The sequence below is a fragment of the Sediminicola luteus genome (assembly GCF_002514735.1).
Taxonomy (GTDB): Bacteria; Bacteroidota; Bacteroidia; order Flavobacteriales; family Flavobacteriaceae; genus HQA918.
In genome coordinates this window covers 625,864-642,445 of sequence record NZ_KZ300476.1, presented here as the reverse complement: position 1 = coordinate 642,445, position 16,582 = coordinate 625,864, and the positions used below count along the sequence as shown (strand labels likewise).

Here is a 16,582-nt window from a genome sequence, read left to right as displayed (position 1 = left end):
CTGTACAAAGATACCCAATAAAACGGGTTAGTTTAAAGTATGTTGTCAATTGTTTAGCTTTCGTGGTCAGATGTTAGTTTTTTGGTATATAACAAGTTTTTATCACCCGTTTTAGGATCACAAACAGGGGAGCTTTCCTCAAAACCTAGTTTGCGTAATAATGCTTTTGAAGGGTTGTTTCCAGAAAGCGTTATACCCAATATACTGCGATGTTTTCCTTTCCTTCTTTCAGATTCCAGAATTTGGGTAGCGGCTTCGAAGGTGTAACCCTGCTTGCTAAACTCCGGAAGGATGGCAAAACCCAAATCCGGGGCTTCCAAATAATCCCTTTGTAAAAGACCGCATAGCCCCATGGCCTGACGGGTTTCCGTTTTTTCCATGACCAGGAGACCAAAGCCGTGGGTTTTATGGTCTTTACGTATTTGCGCGATATACCCCTGCGCGGCCTCAAGATTATGAATCCCCCTATCCCCAATAAATTTTAACCAACCCGCACTGTTAACCAGTTCAAGGATAAAGGGGGCATCTTCGGAAGTAGGTTCCCGTAAAGTCAAATGTTTCGTTCTCACAAATAGTAGATGGCATAACTGGGCAAGCGTTGCTCCATTAGGTCTAGTTTTTTACCAGAAACAACCCAAATCCCAATTACCCTACTGAATGGTTAAAGTTTAAGGAATAAACCCAATACCCTTTTCGAGTAGCTCTTGGTATTTGTCGTGATCAAAGCTATACAGATATGGGGCTTTATGGGCACCACCTTTGTTTTCTTTACCACGGCGTGTAAGCATACCTAACTTGAGCATTTTCTTCTGGAAGTTGGCCCGGTCCAGTTCTCGCCCCAGAATACTTTCGTACAACAACTTGAAGGTTTTCATGGTAAAGGTTTCCGGAAGCAATGATTTTCCAACGGGTAAGTAGTTCAGTTGTCGTTTAACATGGGCAATGGCCTGGTCTACAATGGCATTGTGGTCGTATATCAGCTCGGGTAGGTCTTTAATAGGCATCCAAACACATGATTCACTTAACTCGTCGGGAACCAAACGACATTCCGAGGGTTGTACCATGGCCAAATAGCCCGTAGTGATAAATCGGTTTTCGAACCATGTGCCAATACTAGGGTAATTACTTTTGATCAATTCCCTAATGTCCGATTCAACAGACATCCGTTTCCCGCCTGCTTGCCCAAAGGTATGGAACTGGGTAAGGAAAGGCATATCCAAACCGGTTCGGTCTTTTAAGATGCGCAGGGCGGCATCATCAAGGTGTTCATCTATTTTAATAAATCCGCCCGGTAGTGACCACAAGGGCAAATCTTTCCATTTCAATACCAATACGCTGAGTGCGCCTTTATCATAACCGATTATGACACAATCTACGGAATGGCAGGGCAGTAATTTGTCTACGTTAAGCATAAAACGCGGTGGATACGGGTTTAAGGGTTCCATGGAACGAAAGTAAATAAAAAAAGGATATCCATATTTTTTGTATCATTGTGTAAAATAAACACAATGAGAAAATACATTAAAAAAATAGCCAAGATCCTTGGGGTGATCTTGGGGTTGATAGTGATACTTTTTTTGGGGTATTATGCCATTAGTGCCTATAAGGTTGGGCAGGTATATGATGAGTTATATGATGAGGTGGTTACCCTTGAAATCGATGGGGTCTCGTTTCGCGATTTGAATAAAAATGGGGTTTTGGATGTTTATGAAGATCATCGTGCCCCTATAGAAGACCGGGTTCAGGATGTAGTGTCCCAAATGACATTGGAGGAAAAGGCCGGTACTATGTTCATTAATATGATGGGCATGCGAAATACAGGCGAGTTGGTCGATTTGCCGTTCATACCCAGTTCCCCTTTCGATGGGTTGTCGCTTATGATGCCTAGGGCTTCGGAAGTGTTGGTGGAAAAGAAAATGAACAGCTTTAATACTTTTCATGCCTACGATGCGGCCATCATGGCCAAATTCAACAATACCATTCAAAAGGTGGCCGAAAAGACCCGTTTGGGCATACCGGTTACCTTGGCTACCGATCCACGGCATGGGGTGGCCAATAATCCGGGTGCCGCCATTTATACCCCGGCCTTTTCGGAGTGGCCCAGTTTTTTAGGTTTGGCCGCCACCCGCGATACGCTTTTGGTACGTGAGTTTGGCGATATGGCCCGGCAAGAGTATTTGTCGGTAGGCCTAAGATTGGCCCTGCATCCCATGGCCGATTTGGCAACCGAACCCCGTTGGGGTCGTAATAATGGTACTTTTGGCGAAGATGCACATCTGTCGGCCCAAATGACCAAGGCCTATGTCTTGGGTTTCCAGGGAGATAGTTTGTCCAAGACCAGTGTGGCCTGTATGACCAAGCATTTTTCGGGAGGGGGGGCACAGAAAGATGGCGAAGACGCCCATTTCGAATATGGCAAGGAACAGGTCTATCCGGGAGATAATTTTGACTATCATATCATTCCGTTTGAAGATGGGGCCTTTCCGGCAAAAACCGCCCAGATAATGCCCTACTACGGTATTCCGGTTGGGCAAACCACCGAAGATGTTGCCTTTGGCTTCAACAAAGATGTTATCACCGGAATTCTTAGGGATTCCTTAGGTTTTGATGGCGTGGTGTGTACCGATTGGAATATTATCACCGAGACCTTTATGGGGCCTGGGCGCGCATGGGGTGTAGAGCATTTAACCGAATTACAACGCGTAAAAAAGGTGTTGGATGCCGGTTGCGATCAATTTGGAGGGGAAGCCATTCCAGAAATGATTGTAGAATTGGTACAATCAGGTGAGGTACCTGAATCGCGTATCGATGTTTCCGTGGCCCGTATTTTACGTGATAAATTCCGATTGGGTTTGTTCGATAACCCATATGTAGACGTGGACAAGGCCGAAAAGGTGGCTGGTGCCGAGAACTTTCGAGTCGCTGGTTTAAAGGCCCAAGCAAAATCTACTGTTTTATTAAAAAATTCCGGGCAAACCCTACCCTTGAGTACGGGCATAAAGCTTTATGTACATGGGGTCGATGATAAAAGCCCCTATGCCAATTGGGCTACCTTAGTAGAGACTCCTGCCGAAGCCGATATGGCCCTAGTTCGGGTACGTACCCCATTTGAAGAACGGACCGATAGTTTTTTAGAGCGCTTTTTTCATCAGGGGCGCCTTTTCTTTACCGATGGTGAAAAGGCCGAATACCTGAGAGTTATGGAAACCGTTCCTACCGTTCTGGTGGCCAACCTTGAGCGTCCGGCGATACTAACCGATTTGGATAAGGAAGCCGTTGCGGTCCTGGCCGAATTTGGCACCTCGGAGGGGGTGTTGGCCGATATATTGTTCGGAAAACGCGAACCGGAAGGTAAATTACCCTTTCAATTACCCTCAAGCTGGGAATCGGTACAAACGCAAAAAGAAGATGTACCATTCGATTTAGAGGCACCCTTGTATGACTTTGGTCATGGCCTGCCCAATTGAGCCTTAAAAATATGAGTTGAAACCCTGAAGAATATCAGGTTTTTGTGGAGAAGGTTGGTCTTGGGGCCAACCTTTCTTTTTGAATCGTCGGTAAGTGTGAAAACTTTGTGTGACCAGAAGGTAAATTATGGGTTAAATATGACCTTTGTCATGTTTCAGATTGGGCAGGCTTGGTACCTTTAATCAGTAATTTTTTTTAGATCAAACCATGAAGAAACACGTTGTTATCTTTGAGGCTCGCGGAGGTTCCGACAAAGGGAAGTATGGATACCGCAGAGACTCCAAACCCATTATTGAATCGTTGAACAAGAGAGGCTGGTCTGCCGAGATCGTTTTTTATGACGATGCACATCGCGGTGAAATTTATAGGCATACGCAAAACAAGGCCGATGCGTATATCAGTAGAGTAAATCCGGGTAACTTGCCCAATGAGGTAGGTTATTTCCAAATGCTTCGCGAATTGGTTAACAATGGGGTAGAGGGGCTACCACACCCAGATGCCATGGTGGCCTATGGTGCCAAGAATTCGGTAGAGCGTCTAAAAGGTACCGATATGGTACCCGAAGATGTGTATACCTATTATGATTTTGATGCCCTTAAAGAGAATTTTCCAAAAAGCTTACTAAAAGGGGTTCGCGTTCTTAAGCAAAACCGAGGTTCTACAGGCGAAGGTATTTGGCGTGTAGAGGTAATCGATGCCGACAAGTACAAAAAGACGATTCCGCTTACGGCGAAATTAAAGCTGACCGAAGCACGTGATAACCATACCGAAGAGAAGACCCTTCAGGAGTTCTTGGAGTTCTGTATCCAATATTTGGAGGGGGAAAACGGCATGCTGTTGGATATGCCTTTTTTGGAGAGGATCAAGGAAGGAGAGATTCGTGTGTTGATGTTGCGCGATCAGGCGGTAAATGTAGTGCATAAAAAACCTGCTGATACGCCGGATGCTTTTTCCGCTACCTTGTTCTCAGGTGCCAAATACCGCTACGACAAGCCAGACCAATGGCCCGAATTGGTAGCGGTAATCGAAAACACCCTGCCCATGATGCAGCGCAGGTTGGGCAATTACGACCTGCCTTTGATCTGGACCGCAGATTTTATCTTGGATACCGATAAGAAAACCGGTGAAGATAAATATGTATTGGGCGAGATCAATGCTTCTTGTGTTGGTTTTACTACGCATTTAGAACTGAGTGAGAATATTGCGGATGAAGTGTTAAGCCTGTTGGATGCAGAATCGGTGGTCAACCAAAATTGGCCCGCCTTTAATAGATAATACCATTTCAACATTGAAATACCACATAAAAAATGGTTCTTTTTACCTTTGGTCATCAAAATAAAATAGAACCGTAGCTTTGGCTATGCTTAAATTTTCTTTTTCGCCCAAAGAAAAAATCCCTGCTTTTTTATTGGTTGAATCTCAAAATTGAAATGGTATAAATAGACACACACAGTGTTCCATAGATGGTGAATCCAGATGGGGTAGTCAATAGCTATCCTGTCTGGATTTTTCATGTACTAAAGGGTGCGAAAAGTTGATTACGCGAGACTAAGGTATGGCGATAGGGTCGCCCAAAAACTTAGGTCCTCTGCCAAATTGGAGATCTAAAAAGGCTTTGGTACGGGCCAAATATTCCCTAAGGGTAACCTTTAGGGCGTATTGTGCCGGTACGTCTTGGGCATTGAAACCAATGGCCTGTATGGCATGGCCTTGGGCCAAGTAAATGGCCCTTTCATTGTGAAAAGCCTGTGAGATTACGGTAAACGAATCCTGTCCAAAAATTTTATGGGCCCGTATCACGGAATCCAAGGTAGAGAAGCCCGCATAATCGAGTATGATCTTGTCTTCGGGTATCCCACGTTTTACGAGCTCTTCTTTAAAGGCTTGGGGTTCGTTATAGTTTTTGTTTCCATTATCACCGCTGACCAATATAAACTCGATTTTTTGGGCATTGAAAAGGGCCACGGCAGCTTCCACCCTATATTCAAAATAGGGGTTTATACCGCCTTGTACCAAATACTTGGAAGTGCCCAATAGCAGACCGACCTTGTTTTTTGGGGTTTCGGCAATACGGTTATGTAATAATCCGCTGGCACTCGAACTTACTTGGCGGTCGCACAGTAAGATAATAAGCAATAAAAGCACCCCTCCGAAGAGCAGTACTTTTAGTGTCTTTTTTGTCCAGTTGTGCATCCGTTGGGTATTACCCCTTAAAGGTCGGTATTCCAATTACTACTTGCAAGAAATTTAGCCCTTAGAGACTGTTTTGAAATATGTCAATTGTTTTTTTACACTTCTTCCCGCCTGCCGGCTGGCAGGTTTGCGCCCTATTTCGTTAAAATTTTTGACCGTAACGCTGCTATGCTTAAAAATTTTGCCTCCTAGGGCATCCCTGCCTGCCGACAGGCAGGAAAAATGACCTATAAACAATTCCAATCACACATTTCAAAACAGTCTCTTAAAGGTGACGGAACATTTGGTCTAACGACTTTCTGGTTTTGGGCAAATGCTGGTTGTTGTCTTCTTCAGAACGATACCCTACTGGGACTACCAAACATGCGTTAAGGCCATCTTTGTCCAACTCGAGGATTTCATTGTATTTTTCGGCTTCAAAGCCTTCCATGGGGCAGGAGTCAATTTGAAGTTCGGCACAGGCCACCATAAGGTTGCCGCCGGCAATATAGGTTTGGCGCCGCGTCCAGTGGGCCGCCTCGTCTTCGGGTAGGGCCAACAAGGTGTTTTTCATAAAATCGCCATAACCCTGAAGGTTTTCCTTGGCAATGCCCTGGTCATTTGATTTACGATCCATATAGGCGTCGATCAATTCGTTCGATATTTTGGTATTGTTGCAAAACACAAAAACATGCGAAGCATCACTTACTTGGGCCTGTCCCCAAGAAGCATCTTTTAATCGGTCTTTGATGTCTTGGTTTTCAATAATAAGTACCTCGTAGGCTTCGAGTCCGTATGAGGTGGCCGCCAGCGATATGGCTTTTTTTAGAAAAGTGATATCGTCTTCAGAGACTTTTTTAGTGTTGTCGAATTTTTTAGTGGCATAGCGCCATTGTAGATTTTCCAATAAACCCATCTATCTATTTTTTGGTGTAAAGATAGTTTAGGCCAAAGGCTGTTTTACATATTTAACGATTGTTTATGTCTTGGGCAGGTATAAACGGAATTGATAGCCCTATTTGTGGGTTGGTGTCTTTTTAGGGGGAGGGGTTTCTTTGATCAAGGATTCCAATTGATGTAGTCGGGTCTCCAATTCCGTTTCGCCATACGAGAAATTATGACGTACGATACTGTTCACCTTAAAAAGACGGGATACTTCCGAAATGGCGATCTGTTCTTCCGGCATTCCCCTATGTATGGCTTGTATTTGAATGTCACCATCGGTAATCGCTATGAACTTACGGATGAGGTAACGGTCTTCCAAAATCCATACATACCAATCCGAAGTATTCAAGTTGTCCAATTCGGCAACACTGCCAATGACCAAATCTTTAGGAAACACCCCGTGGTTGTTTTGGCTCATGGCCACATCCAAAACCTCAAAGGCATAATAATCCTGGTCGGAAAGTGAGGGTAAGGCAATCTGAAGGTTAAAATCGTCCTTTTTAAAAGAATCGGGTTTGAGTTTGCCTAAATTGGCATGACTTATCAAGGGTATTTTACTGAGCATCTTGGTTTCAATGCTGTGGGCTTCACCGGTCAGGTCAGTTCTAAAATTGAGAAGCTCGTTTATAGATAGGTCCTGGGTCAACAATTTGTCAATCGATATGCTAAAATGGTTAGCAACTTTGATAAGTGTTTCGATCTTGGGTTCACTGCGTCCTTCCTCATAGGCCCCCAAAGTAGCCCGTTTTAAATCGAACAGCTGCCCGAATTCCAATTGGCTCATCCCTTGGAGTTTCCTTATTTTTTTGATGTTTTTACCGAAGCAGGACATAAAATGCTAATAAAATTTGCAAAACTGAATATTTTGCTCTAATATTGTTAACGTTATTAGCAATAATACAAAATAATTCGCGAACATTTTGTATTTGACCTAATCAGGCTTCACTGGGCCCTAGAAAAATCGAGCATAAGACAGTTTGTCTAATTTAGTTTTTCTTCTGAATGTGAACCAATATATTTATAGTCAATTCGATGCTGGATCAAGTATACCGATAATGGTCTTAAATTTTGATAGGGCATCAAAAGATAACCAACAATGAAGAACCACTTTCAAGTATTAAAAGGGTTTCTGTTAGAACTCGATTATACCATTTCATACGAGAATCCCGAAGAAGGCATCTTGCGTATAGACAAGGAGCATGAAGGGATTACCAATATGATCATTGGTTGTGCCTATCCCATTGTGATCATGGAACAATTTATTTGCGAATTGGGCCATACCCATGGCGATGTGTACAAAAAGTTATTGCAAAAGAACCGTGATATCATACACGGGGCCTTTGTACTCGATGAAAAGGGTAGTGGGGTAATCTTTCGGGATACCCTACAACTAGGTAGTTTGGACAAAAATGAGATCGAAGCTTCCTTAAACTCCCTCAGTTTGTTGCTGAGTGAATATTCAACAGAAATTATTGCATTTTCAAAAAAATAAAACGATGAACTTTTTTAAACGATTATTCAAAATAGGGCAGGCAGAGGCCCATGCCAGTATAGATAAACTGGAAGATCCCATTAAAATGACCGAGCAAGGCATTCGTGACCTAAAGGAAGACCTGGAAAAAGGTTTGGAATCCTTGGCCAAGGTAAAAGCATTGGCCATACGATCTAAGAACGATATTACCTCGCATAAAGACAAGGCTGCGGCCTACCATTCCAAAGCCACCCTCTTATTGCAGAAAGCCCAAAAAGGGGATATGGAGCTCACCGAGGCCGAGCGTTTGGCCAAAGAAGCCTTATTGTTAAAAGAGCAGGCTTTGGAAAGCCAAAAACAAAGCGAGCAAGAATCTGAAAAAATGGAAGCTTCCGTGCTAAAACTCGAATCGGCCGTAAAACAGATCCGAACCAATATCACCAAATGGGAAAACGAGCTTAAAACGCTTAAAGCCCGTGTAAAAGTGGGCAAGGCTACTAAAAACCTGAACAAGCAAATGGCCGAGATCGATAGTTCGGGCACGGTAAGCCTGCTCGAAAAGATGAAAGATCGTGTGGCTGAGGAAGAAGCCCTGGCCGAAGCCTATGGCGAAATGGCCAATGCCAACAAATCCATAGATGAAGAGATCGACAAGGCCGTCGATGTTTCTGAGGCCAATGCCCAAAGCGATCTGGATAAGTTAAAAGAGCAACTCGGACTTAACAAAGAAGATTAATGTTCGAATCGGAAGTAGCACAGGTCATTTTTTCGCAGGTCAATTTGGTGCCCACCCTTTTGTTGGGACTCTGTCTGCTGTACTGGATTATAACCATTATCGCGGGCTTGGATACCGATTTGGTCAATATAGACACCGATTTCGATGTAGAGCTCGATTTTGATGCCGATGTAGATGCGGATATAGAGTTGGATACGGCCCACCAAGTAGGTGATAGCTTTGAGTTCGAAGACGCTTCTAATGTAGAAGTAGATAAGAAACATGTACGCCGTAGGGGCAAACTGAATTACCTACAGGTATTTTTGATCTATTTCAACTTCGTCGGTCTGCCTTTTTTGTTCACCCTGTCGTTTTTGATCTTGTTCTGGTGGCTTTTTAGTGTGCTTGGTACCTATATGACCTTTACCTATAACAATATTTTGGGTTTTGCCATCATGTTGGGCATGTTGCTTCCGGCCCTGTTCATAAACAAATGGGTTACCGCTCCTTTTAAGTCCTTCTTCCGGAATTTTAACGAACAAGGCGATGCGCCATTGGATCTTATCGGGCGACGGGGTATTATGCTGTCGACCATACAAGGTGAAAAAATGGGCTTTGTAGAAGTGGTCATCGAAGACGACCCGATTAAAGTGTATGGTTATGCTATCAATGGGGAGGCCATAAACCGCGGAGACACGGTATTACTGATTGAAAAAGGGGAAAAACCCAATACATTTTTTGTACAACCTTATAAAAACCAATAAAGAGAATGGATACGATTTTATCGATTGTAGGAATGGCGGTAGGTGCCATTCTAGTATTGCTCATCGGCTATTTTGCCCTAATAGCCATGTTCTACAAAAAAATCCCACAAGGGGAGGCCTTGGTACGTACCGGGTTCAAGGGAACGGCCGTAGCCTTTGACAAGGGGCTTTATGTTATTCCGGTTTTCCACAAGGTGGAGGTGATGGATATCTCGGTCAAAAAAATTCAGATCGATCGTTTGGGTAAGGACGGTTTGATCTGTAAGGACAATATGCGTGCCGACATCAAGGTAGCTTTCTTTGTTCGGGTAAACAAATCCAAGGAAGATATTATCAATGTGGCCCAAACCATAGGTTGTGCCCGGGCCAGCGAATCGAAAACTTTGGAAGAACTGTTCGAGGCCAAATTCTCGGAAGCCTTAAAAACCGTGGGTAAAAAGTTCCAGTTTATAGAGCTATACGAAGCCCGAAGGGAATTCCGCGACGAGATATTGGATATTATCGGTACCGATCTGAACGGATACGTATTGGACGATTGTGCTATTGATTATTTGGAACAGACCGACATTCAGCATTTGAGTCCGAACAATATTCTCGATGCCGAGGGTATCAAAAAAATCACGGAGCTTACCGCTACCCAGAACATGAAATCGAATTTGATCAAACGGGAAGAGGAGAAAGTAATCCGCAAGCAAGATGTAGAGGCCCAGGAAGCCATTTTGGAACTCGACAAACAATTGGCCGAGAAAGAAGAGCAGCAAAAACGGGAAATAGCCAATATAAAGGCCCGCGAAGATGCGGCGATCCAAAAAGTGGCCGAAGAAGAACGCCTAAAAGGCGAGACGGCCCGCATCGCCACCGATGAGAAATTGGCCGTAGCCGAAGAGAACAAAGATCGCCAGATCATAGTGGCGGCCAAGAACAAGCAACGTACCGATGCGGTAGAAACAGAGCGGGTAGAGAAGGACCGTATGTTGGAAGCTACCGAGCGCGAGCGTATCGTAACCTTGGCCCAAATCGAGAAGGAAAAGGTAGTTGAGGTAGAGAAGAAAAACATTCAAGATGTGATCCGCGACCGGGTGGCCTTAGAGAAAAACGTGGTCGAGGAACAGGAGAACATCAAAGATCTAGAGGCCTTTAAGGGCGCCGACCGTCAAAAGCAGGTAACGGTAACCAATGCCGAGGCAGCCGCCCAAGAAAACCTGATTATGGAGGTGAAAAAGGCAGAGGCCCAAAAAGAAGCCGCACGTCAAAAGGCCGAAGAGTTATTGATCGAGGCACAAGCCCAAAAAGAGGCTGCCGTAAAAGAGGCCGATGCCCGTAAGACCATTGCCGAGGCCCGCGCCAAAGAAGAGGCTGCCATTGGTATTTCGGAAGCACAAGTTATGCATGCCAAGGCCGATGCCAGCGAGCGACAGGGTATCGTAGATGCTACCATTATCGAGAAAACAGCTTTAGCCGAAGCTACGGGTATCAAGGCCAAGGCCGATGCCAAGAAGTTAGATGGTATGGCCGAAGCCGAAGTAATCAAAGAGAAGGCCGTGGCCGAAGCTTCAGGTATAGAAGAAAAAGCCGAAGCCATGAAGAAGTTGGATGGTGTTGGTAAAGAGCACGAAGAGTTCAAACTACGTCTCGATAAAGAGAAAGAGGTAGAATTGGCCGAGATCGGTATACAAAAAGATATTGCCGACGCCCAGGCCCATGTTATCGCAGAAGCCTTAAAAGCCTCCAATATCGATATTGTGGGTGGTGAAAGCATGTTCTTTGAGCAGATCGTTGGTCAGATAACCAAGGCCAAAGGTTTCGACCGATTGGTGAACCATTCTGAAAACATCCAAGATCTAAAACAGGCCTTATTGGGCGATGGCGAATACCAAGGTCAATTGTTGGATCGCATCCGTGATTTTGCTTCGGAATACGGTATAACCTCCACCGATATCAAAAACCTGACCATAGCCAATCTGTTGCTTCAACTGCAAGATAAGGCTACAGACGACACTCAAAAACAGCAGTTTTTAAACCTGGCCAATATCGTCCGTTCTTTAGGATTGGGCGATAAAAGGCTAGGATAATTGGGAACGGAGGCCTGCCGACTCAGGGACATCACTTTGATTGGCCCGTAATAGGATCCTAGGGATAATTTTACCGTAGGCAGACCTCCATTCTTTTTTCCAATTCTATATACAAGTATATGGCTCAAGAGCATGCGCAAAATCAGCTTGAGAAAGGCACCTATGAGATTATCCGAAGTCGTTTAGATGATCAAAAGGCCGATTTGATAACCCGTTTGCAGGAACTCAACCAGAAACGGAAGGATGTATTTGGTAACGTTGAATTCAAACTTATAGCAAATGACCGTATTAATACGGATAATAATTGCATTGCTCGCGATATTGTTGCCTTGGATAATCGATGTATTTTCGGTTATAATGTGCACTTTGGGCTAAGGAACAAGATCGAGATTTCCGATGTGTTCAGTGCCTATGAATTTCGGGAGGGACATTTTCATCCTATCGATTTGGGCCTTTTCGATTCTACGGAGTTCCAGACCGATTTCGAGAATCTGTACAAGTATTACCGAAATACCATATTCGCCAAGTTCGCCAGGATCGGTAATTACTTGCATATGGTTTTTCAAGTGAGCGAAGATCCTACCGACATCAAGACCTTTAAATGGTTGGTGCGCGATAATGGGTTGCAGTACATAGACAACCGTTCGGATCACGAATATGTGTACCCCGATCAATATCAGTTCCGCTGGCAAACCCCGCCCCGTGAAATGCATAGGTACGGTAAACACCCCCATGTGTCTATCGAAGACAAGGTTTTCGTAGAAACGGTAGGCGGCGACCTCACCATAAAAATCGAGGATAATACCGATGAAGGACAGGGCATTTTGGAAGAGCCGGTAGCCTATGCCGACCAAACCTTGGACGATGCCGATTATGCCTATGCCGATCTGGGGAATCTTATTCCTTTAAAGATCACCCCATATCAAGAAGATCCGCGCTATTTTATCTATAACCACAAGGTAAAAGAGGTGATGAAGGTAGATAGTCTGGCCGATGCGGCCATACGCCTACCCGACGATCAAGGTCTATTGTTTCCGAATGGATATTATTTACAGACGGGTACTTTTAAGCGTTTTGAAAAAAGCGTACCCCAGGTATTGTTCCAGGGGCAGATACAAGCAACAAATGGCGAAGATCATTTGTTCGTTTTCTATCAAAAGCAGGAAGGGGTCTACCTGATATTGCCCTACAATATCATTGAACAACAGGTAAAAACACCTATAATCTGTAATGGTTTTACCATTTTACCCCAGGGGCAGCTCTGTTACTTTAAGGCAGAGGCCGATGCCACCAAACACCATGTAGTGCAAATTTGGCAAACCCCTTTCGGGAAACAAGATGTGGGCCAAAACCCCAATGCCGATACCTTGGTGTTTAAAATCGGGAACAAAGATATCGTCAAGGCCATGGCCGAGTGTCACGAACTGATCTATTTGCTCGAAAAAGAAGATAGTTACGACGGGCTTTACGACGATTTGGCCAAACAGGCCATGGATATTTTGGACTCCTACTATTGGATCAAAGAAGCCGATACGGGGGGCTTGGACCAACCGTTACAAGCCATTAAAGATACGGCCGATGCCGCCATAGACGAGTTCGAAAAAGTGGTGGCCCTTCGTAAAAATGCGGTCAGCACGGGTAAGGCGTTGAAAGCGAGTTCCGATCAGCTTTTCGATACCATAAAATACGCCAAGTTCAAGTCTATTGAAGAATTCGTTCAGACCCTTTCCGAACTCAGAAAGCTTCGGGGCCAGATCATTGCCACCCGAGAGGTACGCTATATAGATATGGGGGTATTGGAGGCGATCGATCAAATGGCCGTGGAACAGAATGAAAAGGTCTCTCAGCAATGCATTGGGTTTCTGTTAAAGGAATCCGCTTTGGATCCGTATACCCAAAAGGTGGAGCAATGCCATGCCGCTATCGACAAGGTGAAAAAGGTGGTTGAGGCCAAAGACCTTGAAGTGAAACTGACCGAGATTGGTGAGGAATTGGAGTTGTTGATCGAGGTGGTGAACAATCTTAACATAGAAGATGCCACCCAAACGGCCCGGATCATCGATGCTATTTCGGTCATATTTACCGCACTCAACCAAACCAAGGCCAAACTGGTAGGGAAACGTAAGAGTTTGGGGGCTTTGGAGGCGCAAAGTGATTTTGGGGCCCAATTAAAGTTGCTGGAACAAAGTGTGATCAATTATCTCGATATCGCCGATACGGCCGATAAGTGCGATGGTTTTCTGACCAAGATTTCGGTTCAGCTAGAAGAAATGGAGGCCCGTTTTTCGGAATATGACGAATTCGTAGATGAAATTGGGGCCAAACGCGAAGATCTGTATAATGTTTTTGAAGAACGGAAGGCTTTTTTACTGCAGGAACGCAACAAAAAAGTACAACAGATCGTAAAATCGGCCGAACGTATTTTAAAAGGGGTGGGTACCAAGGCCAAAACCTTTACTGAGGCCGAGGCCATACATGGCTATTTTGCCTCCGATATCATGGTAGGCAAAACCTACGATTTGATCGAGCGACTTCAGGAGATGGAAGAAAGCGGAAAGGCCGAAGAATTAGATACCCGTTTAAAAACCCTGAAGGAGGAAGTGCTCAGGCGATTAAAAGACCGCCAAGAGTTGTTTGAAGATGGGGAAGACAGTATCCGTTTAGGGAACCACAAATTCGGTGTCAATAGACAACCTTTGGAACTTTCGGTGCTGTATCGGAACGGAGCGCCCCACTTTCATCTATCGGGCACCAATTTTTACGAACGGATCCTAGAAGAAAACCCGACATCCTCAGAACTTTGGGAGCAATCCATTCCGAGTGAGAACCATAAGGTGTACCGGGCCGAATATTTGGCCTATAAGGTGTTTCTACGCCTGAATGGAAGTGGTTTGGAGTCCGATGAGGCATTAGGGGAGCATATAGCCGACTATATTATCGAACATTATAATGAAGGATATATAAAAGGGGTGCATGATCAAGATGCCTTACAGATCCTAAAGGTGTTGCACCGAACCCATCAGGCCTTAGGAGTGCTCACTTTTACCCCTGATATTCGTAGCAATGCCCTGCTATTTTGGTTCGGCTTGGAAGAGCCTGAACGTAAAAGTATCAGGGAAAAGGTGATGCGCGTAAGTCAGATAGCCCAACTTTTTCCCCATGCCAATACCTTAGATCAAAGCATAGCTGATATTATGGGGTTAATGGAAACCACTGGCTTGGTAGATTCCGAGAATAACAGGCAAATGGCAGGGTATTTGGTCAAAGAACTGCAGCGGGAAAATGGCTATACCGTATCACAACAGGCACTTGGTCTAAAGGAGCGTTTTCTTGAATTTTTAAAGGAAAAAGATAAGGAGGCCCTGTTTCAAAAAGGGGTAGCCCAAAGTGCTTCTTTGCTAGATAAAATGGAGCTGGCACAGCAATGGTTGGGCGCTTTTGTACAAGCGACAGGGGAAAATAGCTTTTACGAAAAGGAGGCGTGTGGACTGCTTTTATTCCCAAGCCTATTAGGAAAACATAGTAACCCCACCGACCCCCTAGTTTCCTTGGGAAATTTAATGGGCGACCATCAGTCGATTTCAGAAGGGCGGTACGCCTTCGACTATCATGCTTTTATGGAGCGCCTAGGGCATTTCGATACCCATACCCGTCCTGGGTTCGAAAACTTACGTCTAAAGATCAAGGAATGGGTGGGGAAGAAAAGGGCGGCCATGCGCTTGGGTGAGTTTAAACCCAAAGTGTTGTCTTCATTTGTACGCAACCAATTGATAGATAAAGTGTATTTGCCCTTAATTGGCGATAACCTGGCCAAACAATTGGGTACGGTTGGGGGTAACCAGCGTACCGATCGTATGGGTATGTTGTTGTTGATATCGCCTCCGGGTTATGGTAAAACCACCCTAATGGAATATGTGGCCAACAGACTGGGGCTGACCTTTGTAAAGGTGAATGGTCCCGCCATAGGCCATAATGTGGTATCCGTTGATCCGGGCCCCGCGACTTCGGTAACGGCCAAAGAGGAACTGAAAAAGTTAAACCTGGCCTTTGAAATGGAGAACAATGTAATGTTGTATTTAGACGACATCCAACATTGTAATCCGGAGTTTTTACAGAAATTCATTTCCTTGGCTGATGGGCAACGGAAAATTGAAGGAGTGTATAACGGCCAATCCAAGACCTATGATCTTCGCGGGAAAAAGTTCTGTGTGATCATGGCGGGGAATCCCTATACCGAATCCGGTGAAAAATTCCAGATTCCAGATATGTTGGCCAACCGGGCCGATATCTATAATTTGGGCGATATTATCGGGGGGTCCGATCGCTTGTTCAAACTAAGTTTAATTGAAAACGCCCTGACCTCCAATCCGTATTTACGGGATTTGGCCAATAGCCATTACGAAGATGTATATACGCTATTGGAGGCCATTGAAAAAGAAAGTCAAGAGGGGCTTCAAATGCAAGGCAACCATAGTCCGCAAGAGATCGATGCGTATATGGGGGTGTTGCGCAAAATGCTTCAAGTACGGGATATTGTATTAAAGGTGAATGCCACCTATATTAAATCGGCCTCTATGGAAGATGTATATCGCGAAGAACCGGCCTTTAAGCTACAAGGTTCCTATCGCGATATGAATAAGATGGCTTCCAAGGTAATCCCGATAATGAATCCGGAAGAACTGCAAGGACTTATCGACGGACATTACGAAAACGAATCCCAGACCTTAACTGCTGCTGCCGAAGCCAATTTGTTAAAGTATAAAGAGTTGGCTGGGGTGATTTCCGTAGAAGAACTAGAGCGTTGGAATGCCATTAAAACTACATTTCTTTCCCAAGCGGCCCAAAGCAGTCACGGACAAATTGAACGTGTAGTTGGTGAGCTCACCCGTTTCGGACAACATTTGGAAGGGATTCGAAAGGCCTTGCTCAACGATAAGGAGTAGCTAGATACAAGGCAAAGCGGGAAAAATCAGAT

General features: G+C 44.7%; 12 protein-coding genes. 7 read left to right on the top strand and 5 right to left on the bottom strand.

Annotation, left to right across the window (positions count from 1 at the left end):
* Positions 1-53: 53 nt before the first annotated feature.
* Together B7P33_RS02555 and B7P33_RS02550 are read right to left on the bottom strand one after the other, a co-directional pair.
* Positions 54-569 carry a GNAT family N-acetyltransferase gene (locus tag B7P33_RS02555; RefSeq protein WP_097440383.1) on the bottom strand — a complete coding sequence of 172 codons (516 nt, stop codon included), beginning with the start codon at positions 567-569 and terminating at the stop codon, positions 54-56.
* A 99-nt stretch (positions 570-668) separates the two neighbouring features.
* Positions 669-1,445, bottom strand: coding sequence for an NUDIX hydrolase (locus tag B7P33_RS02550; RefSeq protein ID WP_097440382.1), 777 nt, complete (start codon positions 1,443-1,445; stop codon positions 669-671).
* 63 nt (positions 1,446-1,508) lie between these two features.
* On the opposite strand from B7P33_RS02550, the gene B7P33_RS02545 reads away from it, so the two are divergent.
* Both B7P33_RS02545 and B7P33_RS02540 read left to right on the top strand, forming a co-directional pair.
* Positions 1,509-3,467 (top strand): glycoside hydrolase family 3 protein, encoded by a 1,959-nt coding sequence (locus B7P33_RS02545; protein ID WP_097440381.1) that lies wholly within the window; start codon positions 1,509-1,511, stop codon positions 3,465-3,467.
* Between the two features lie 208 nt (positions 3,468-3,675).
* A complete protein-coding gene (locus tag B7P33_RS02540; protein WP_097440380.1) occupies positions 3,676-4,743 on the top strand; it encodes a Cj0069 family protein in 1,068 nt (355 codons plus the stop codon).
* Between the two features lie 273 nt (positions 4,744-5,016).
* On the opposite strand, the gene B7P33_RS02535 is transcribed toward B7P33_RS02540, so the two are convergent.
* The 3 genes from B7P33_RS02535 to B7P33_RS02525 all read right to left on the bottom strand — a co-directional run bounded on the left by B7P33_RS02535 (position 5,017) and on the right by B7P33_RS02525 (position 7,369).
* On the bottom strand, positions 5,017-5,661 hold the full coding sequence (locus tag B7P33_RS02535) for a SanA/YdcF family protein (protein WP_097440379.1): 645 nt from the start codon (positions 5,659-5,661) through the stop codon (positions 5,017-5,019).
* A gap of 265 nt (positions 5,662-5,926) precedes the next feature.
* Positions 5,927-6,556, bottom strand: a complete 630-nt coding sequence (locus B7P33_RS02530; protein WP_097440378.1) for an NAD(P)H-dependent oxidoreductase — start codon at positions 6,554-6,556, stop codon at positions 5,927-5,929.
* Between the two features lie 99 nt (positions 6,557-6,655).
* On the bottom strand, positions 6,656-7,369 hold the full coding sequence (locus tag B7P33_RS02525; RefSeq protein WP_172435833.1) for a helix-turn-helix domain-containing protein: 714 nt from the start codon (positions 7,367-7,369) through the stop codon (positions 6,656-6,658).
* A 312-nt stretch (positions 7,370-7,681) separates the two neighbouring features.
* On the opposite strand from B7P33_RS02525, the gene B7P33_RS02520 reads away from it, so the two are divergent.
* From B7P33_RS02520 to B7P33_RS02500, 5 genes are all read left to right on the top strand, one after another.
* On the top strand, positions 7,682-8,077 hold the full coding sequence (locus tag B7P33_RS02520; RefSeq protein WP_097440376.1) for a YbjN domain-containing protein: 396 nt from the start codon (positions 7,682-7,684) through the stop codon (positions 8,075-8,077).
* 4 nt (positions 8,078-8,081) lie between these two features.
* A complete protein-coding gene (locus B7P33_RS02515; protein ID WP_097440375.1) occupies positions 8,082-8,792 on the top strand; it encodes a PspA/IM30 family protein in 711 nt (236 codons plus the stop codon).
* Positions 8,792-9,535 carry a hypothetical protein gene (locus B7P33_RS02510; protein WP_097440374.1) on the top strand — a complete coding sequence of 248 codons (744 nt, stop codon included), beginning with the start codon at positions 8,792-8,794 and terminating at the stop codon, positions 9,533-9,535. The genes B7P33_RS02515 and B7P33_RS02510 overlap by 1 nt, the downstream gene beginning before the upstream one ends.
* Before the next feature lie 5 nt (positions 9,536-9,540).
* Entirely contained in the window at positions 9,541-11,607 is a 2,067-nt protein-coding gene (locus B7P33_RS02505) for a flotillin family protein (protein WP_097440373.1), read from the top strand.
* Between the two features lie 119 nt (positions 11,608-11,726).
* On the top strand, positions 11,727-16,550 hold the full coding sequence (locus B7P33_RS02500) for a DNA repair ATPase (protein ID WP_097440372.1): 4,824 nt from the start codon (positions 11,727-11,729) through the stop codon (positions 16,548-16,550).
* Positions 16,551-16,582: the final 32 nt, after the last annotated feature.

Coding starts and splice junctions, on each gene's coding strand:
- B7P33_RS02550 (WP_097440382.1), bottom strand. CDS start 1,445: ATGGAACCCTTAAACCCGTATCCACCGCGTTTTATGCTTAACGTAGAC.
- B7P33_RS02545 (WP_097440381.1), top strand. CDS start 1,509: ATGAGAAAATACATTAAAAAAATAGCCAAGATCCTTGGGGTGATCTTG.
- B7P33_RS02540 (WP_097440380.1), top strand. CDS start 3,676: ATGAAGAAACACGTTGTTATCTTTGAGGCTCGCGGAGGTTCCGACAAA.
- B7P33_RS02535 (WP_097440379.1), bottom strand. CDS start 5,661: ATGCACAACTGGACAAAAAAGACACTAAAAGTACTGCTCTTCGGAGGG.
- B7P33_RS02530 (WP_097440378.1), bottom strand. CDS start 6,556: ATGGGTTTATTGGAAAATCTACAATGGCGCTATGCCACTAAAAAATTC.
- B7P33_RS02525 (WP_172435833.1), bottom strand. CDS start 7,369: ATGAGCCAATTGGAATTCGGGCAGCTGTTCGATTTAAAACGGGCTACT.
- B7P33_RS02520 (WP_097440376.1), top strand. CDS start 7,682: ATGAAGAACCACTTTCAAGTATTAAAAGGGTTTCTGTTAGAACTCGAT.
- B7P33_RS02515 (WP_097440375.1), top strand. CDS start 8,082: ATGAACTTTTTTAAACGATTATTCAAAATAGGGCAGGCAGAGGCCCAT.
- B7P33_RS02510 (WP_097440374.1), top strand. CDS start 8,792: ATGTTCGAATCGGAAGTAGCACAGGTCATTTTTTCGCAGGTCAATTTG.
- B7P33_RS02505 (WP_097440373.1), top strand. CDS start 9,541: ATGGATACGATTTTATCGATTGTAGGAATGGCGGTAGGTGCCATTCTA.
- B7P33_RS02500 (WP_097440372.1), top strand. CDS start 11,727: ATGGCTCAAGAGCATGCGCAAAATCAGCTTGAGAAAGGCACCTATGAG.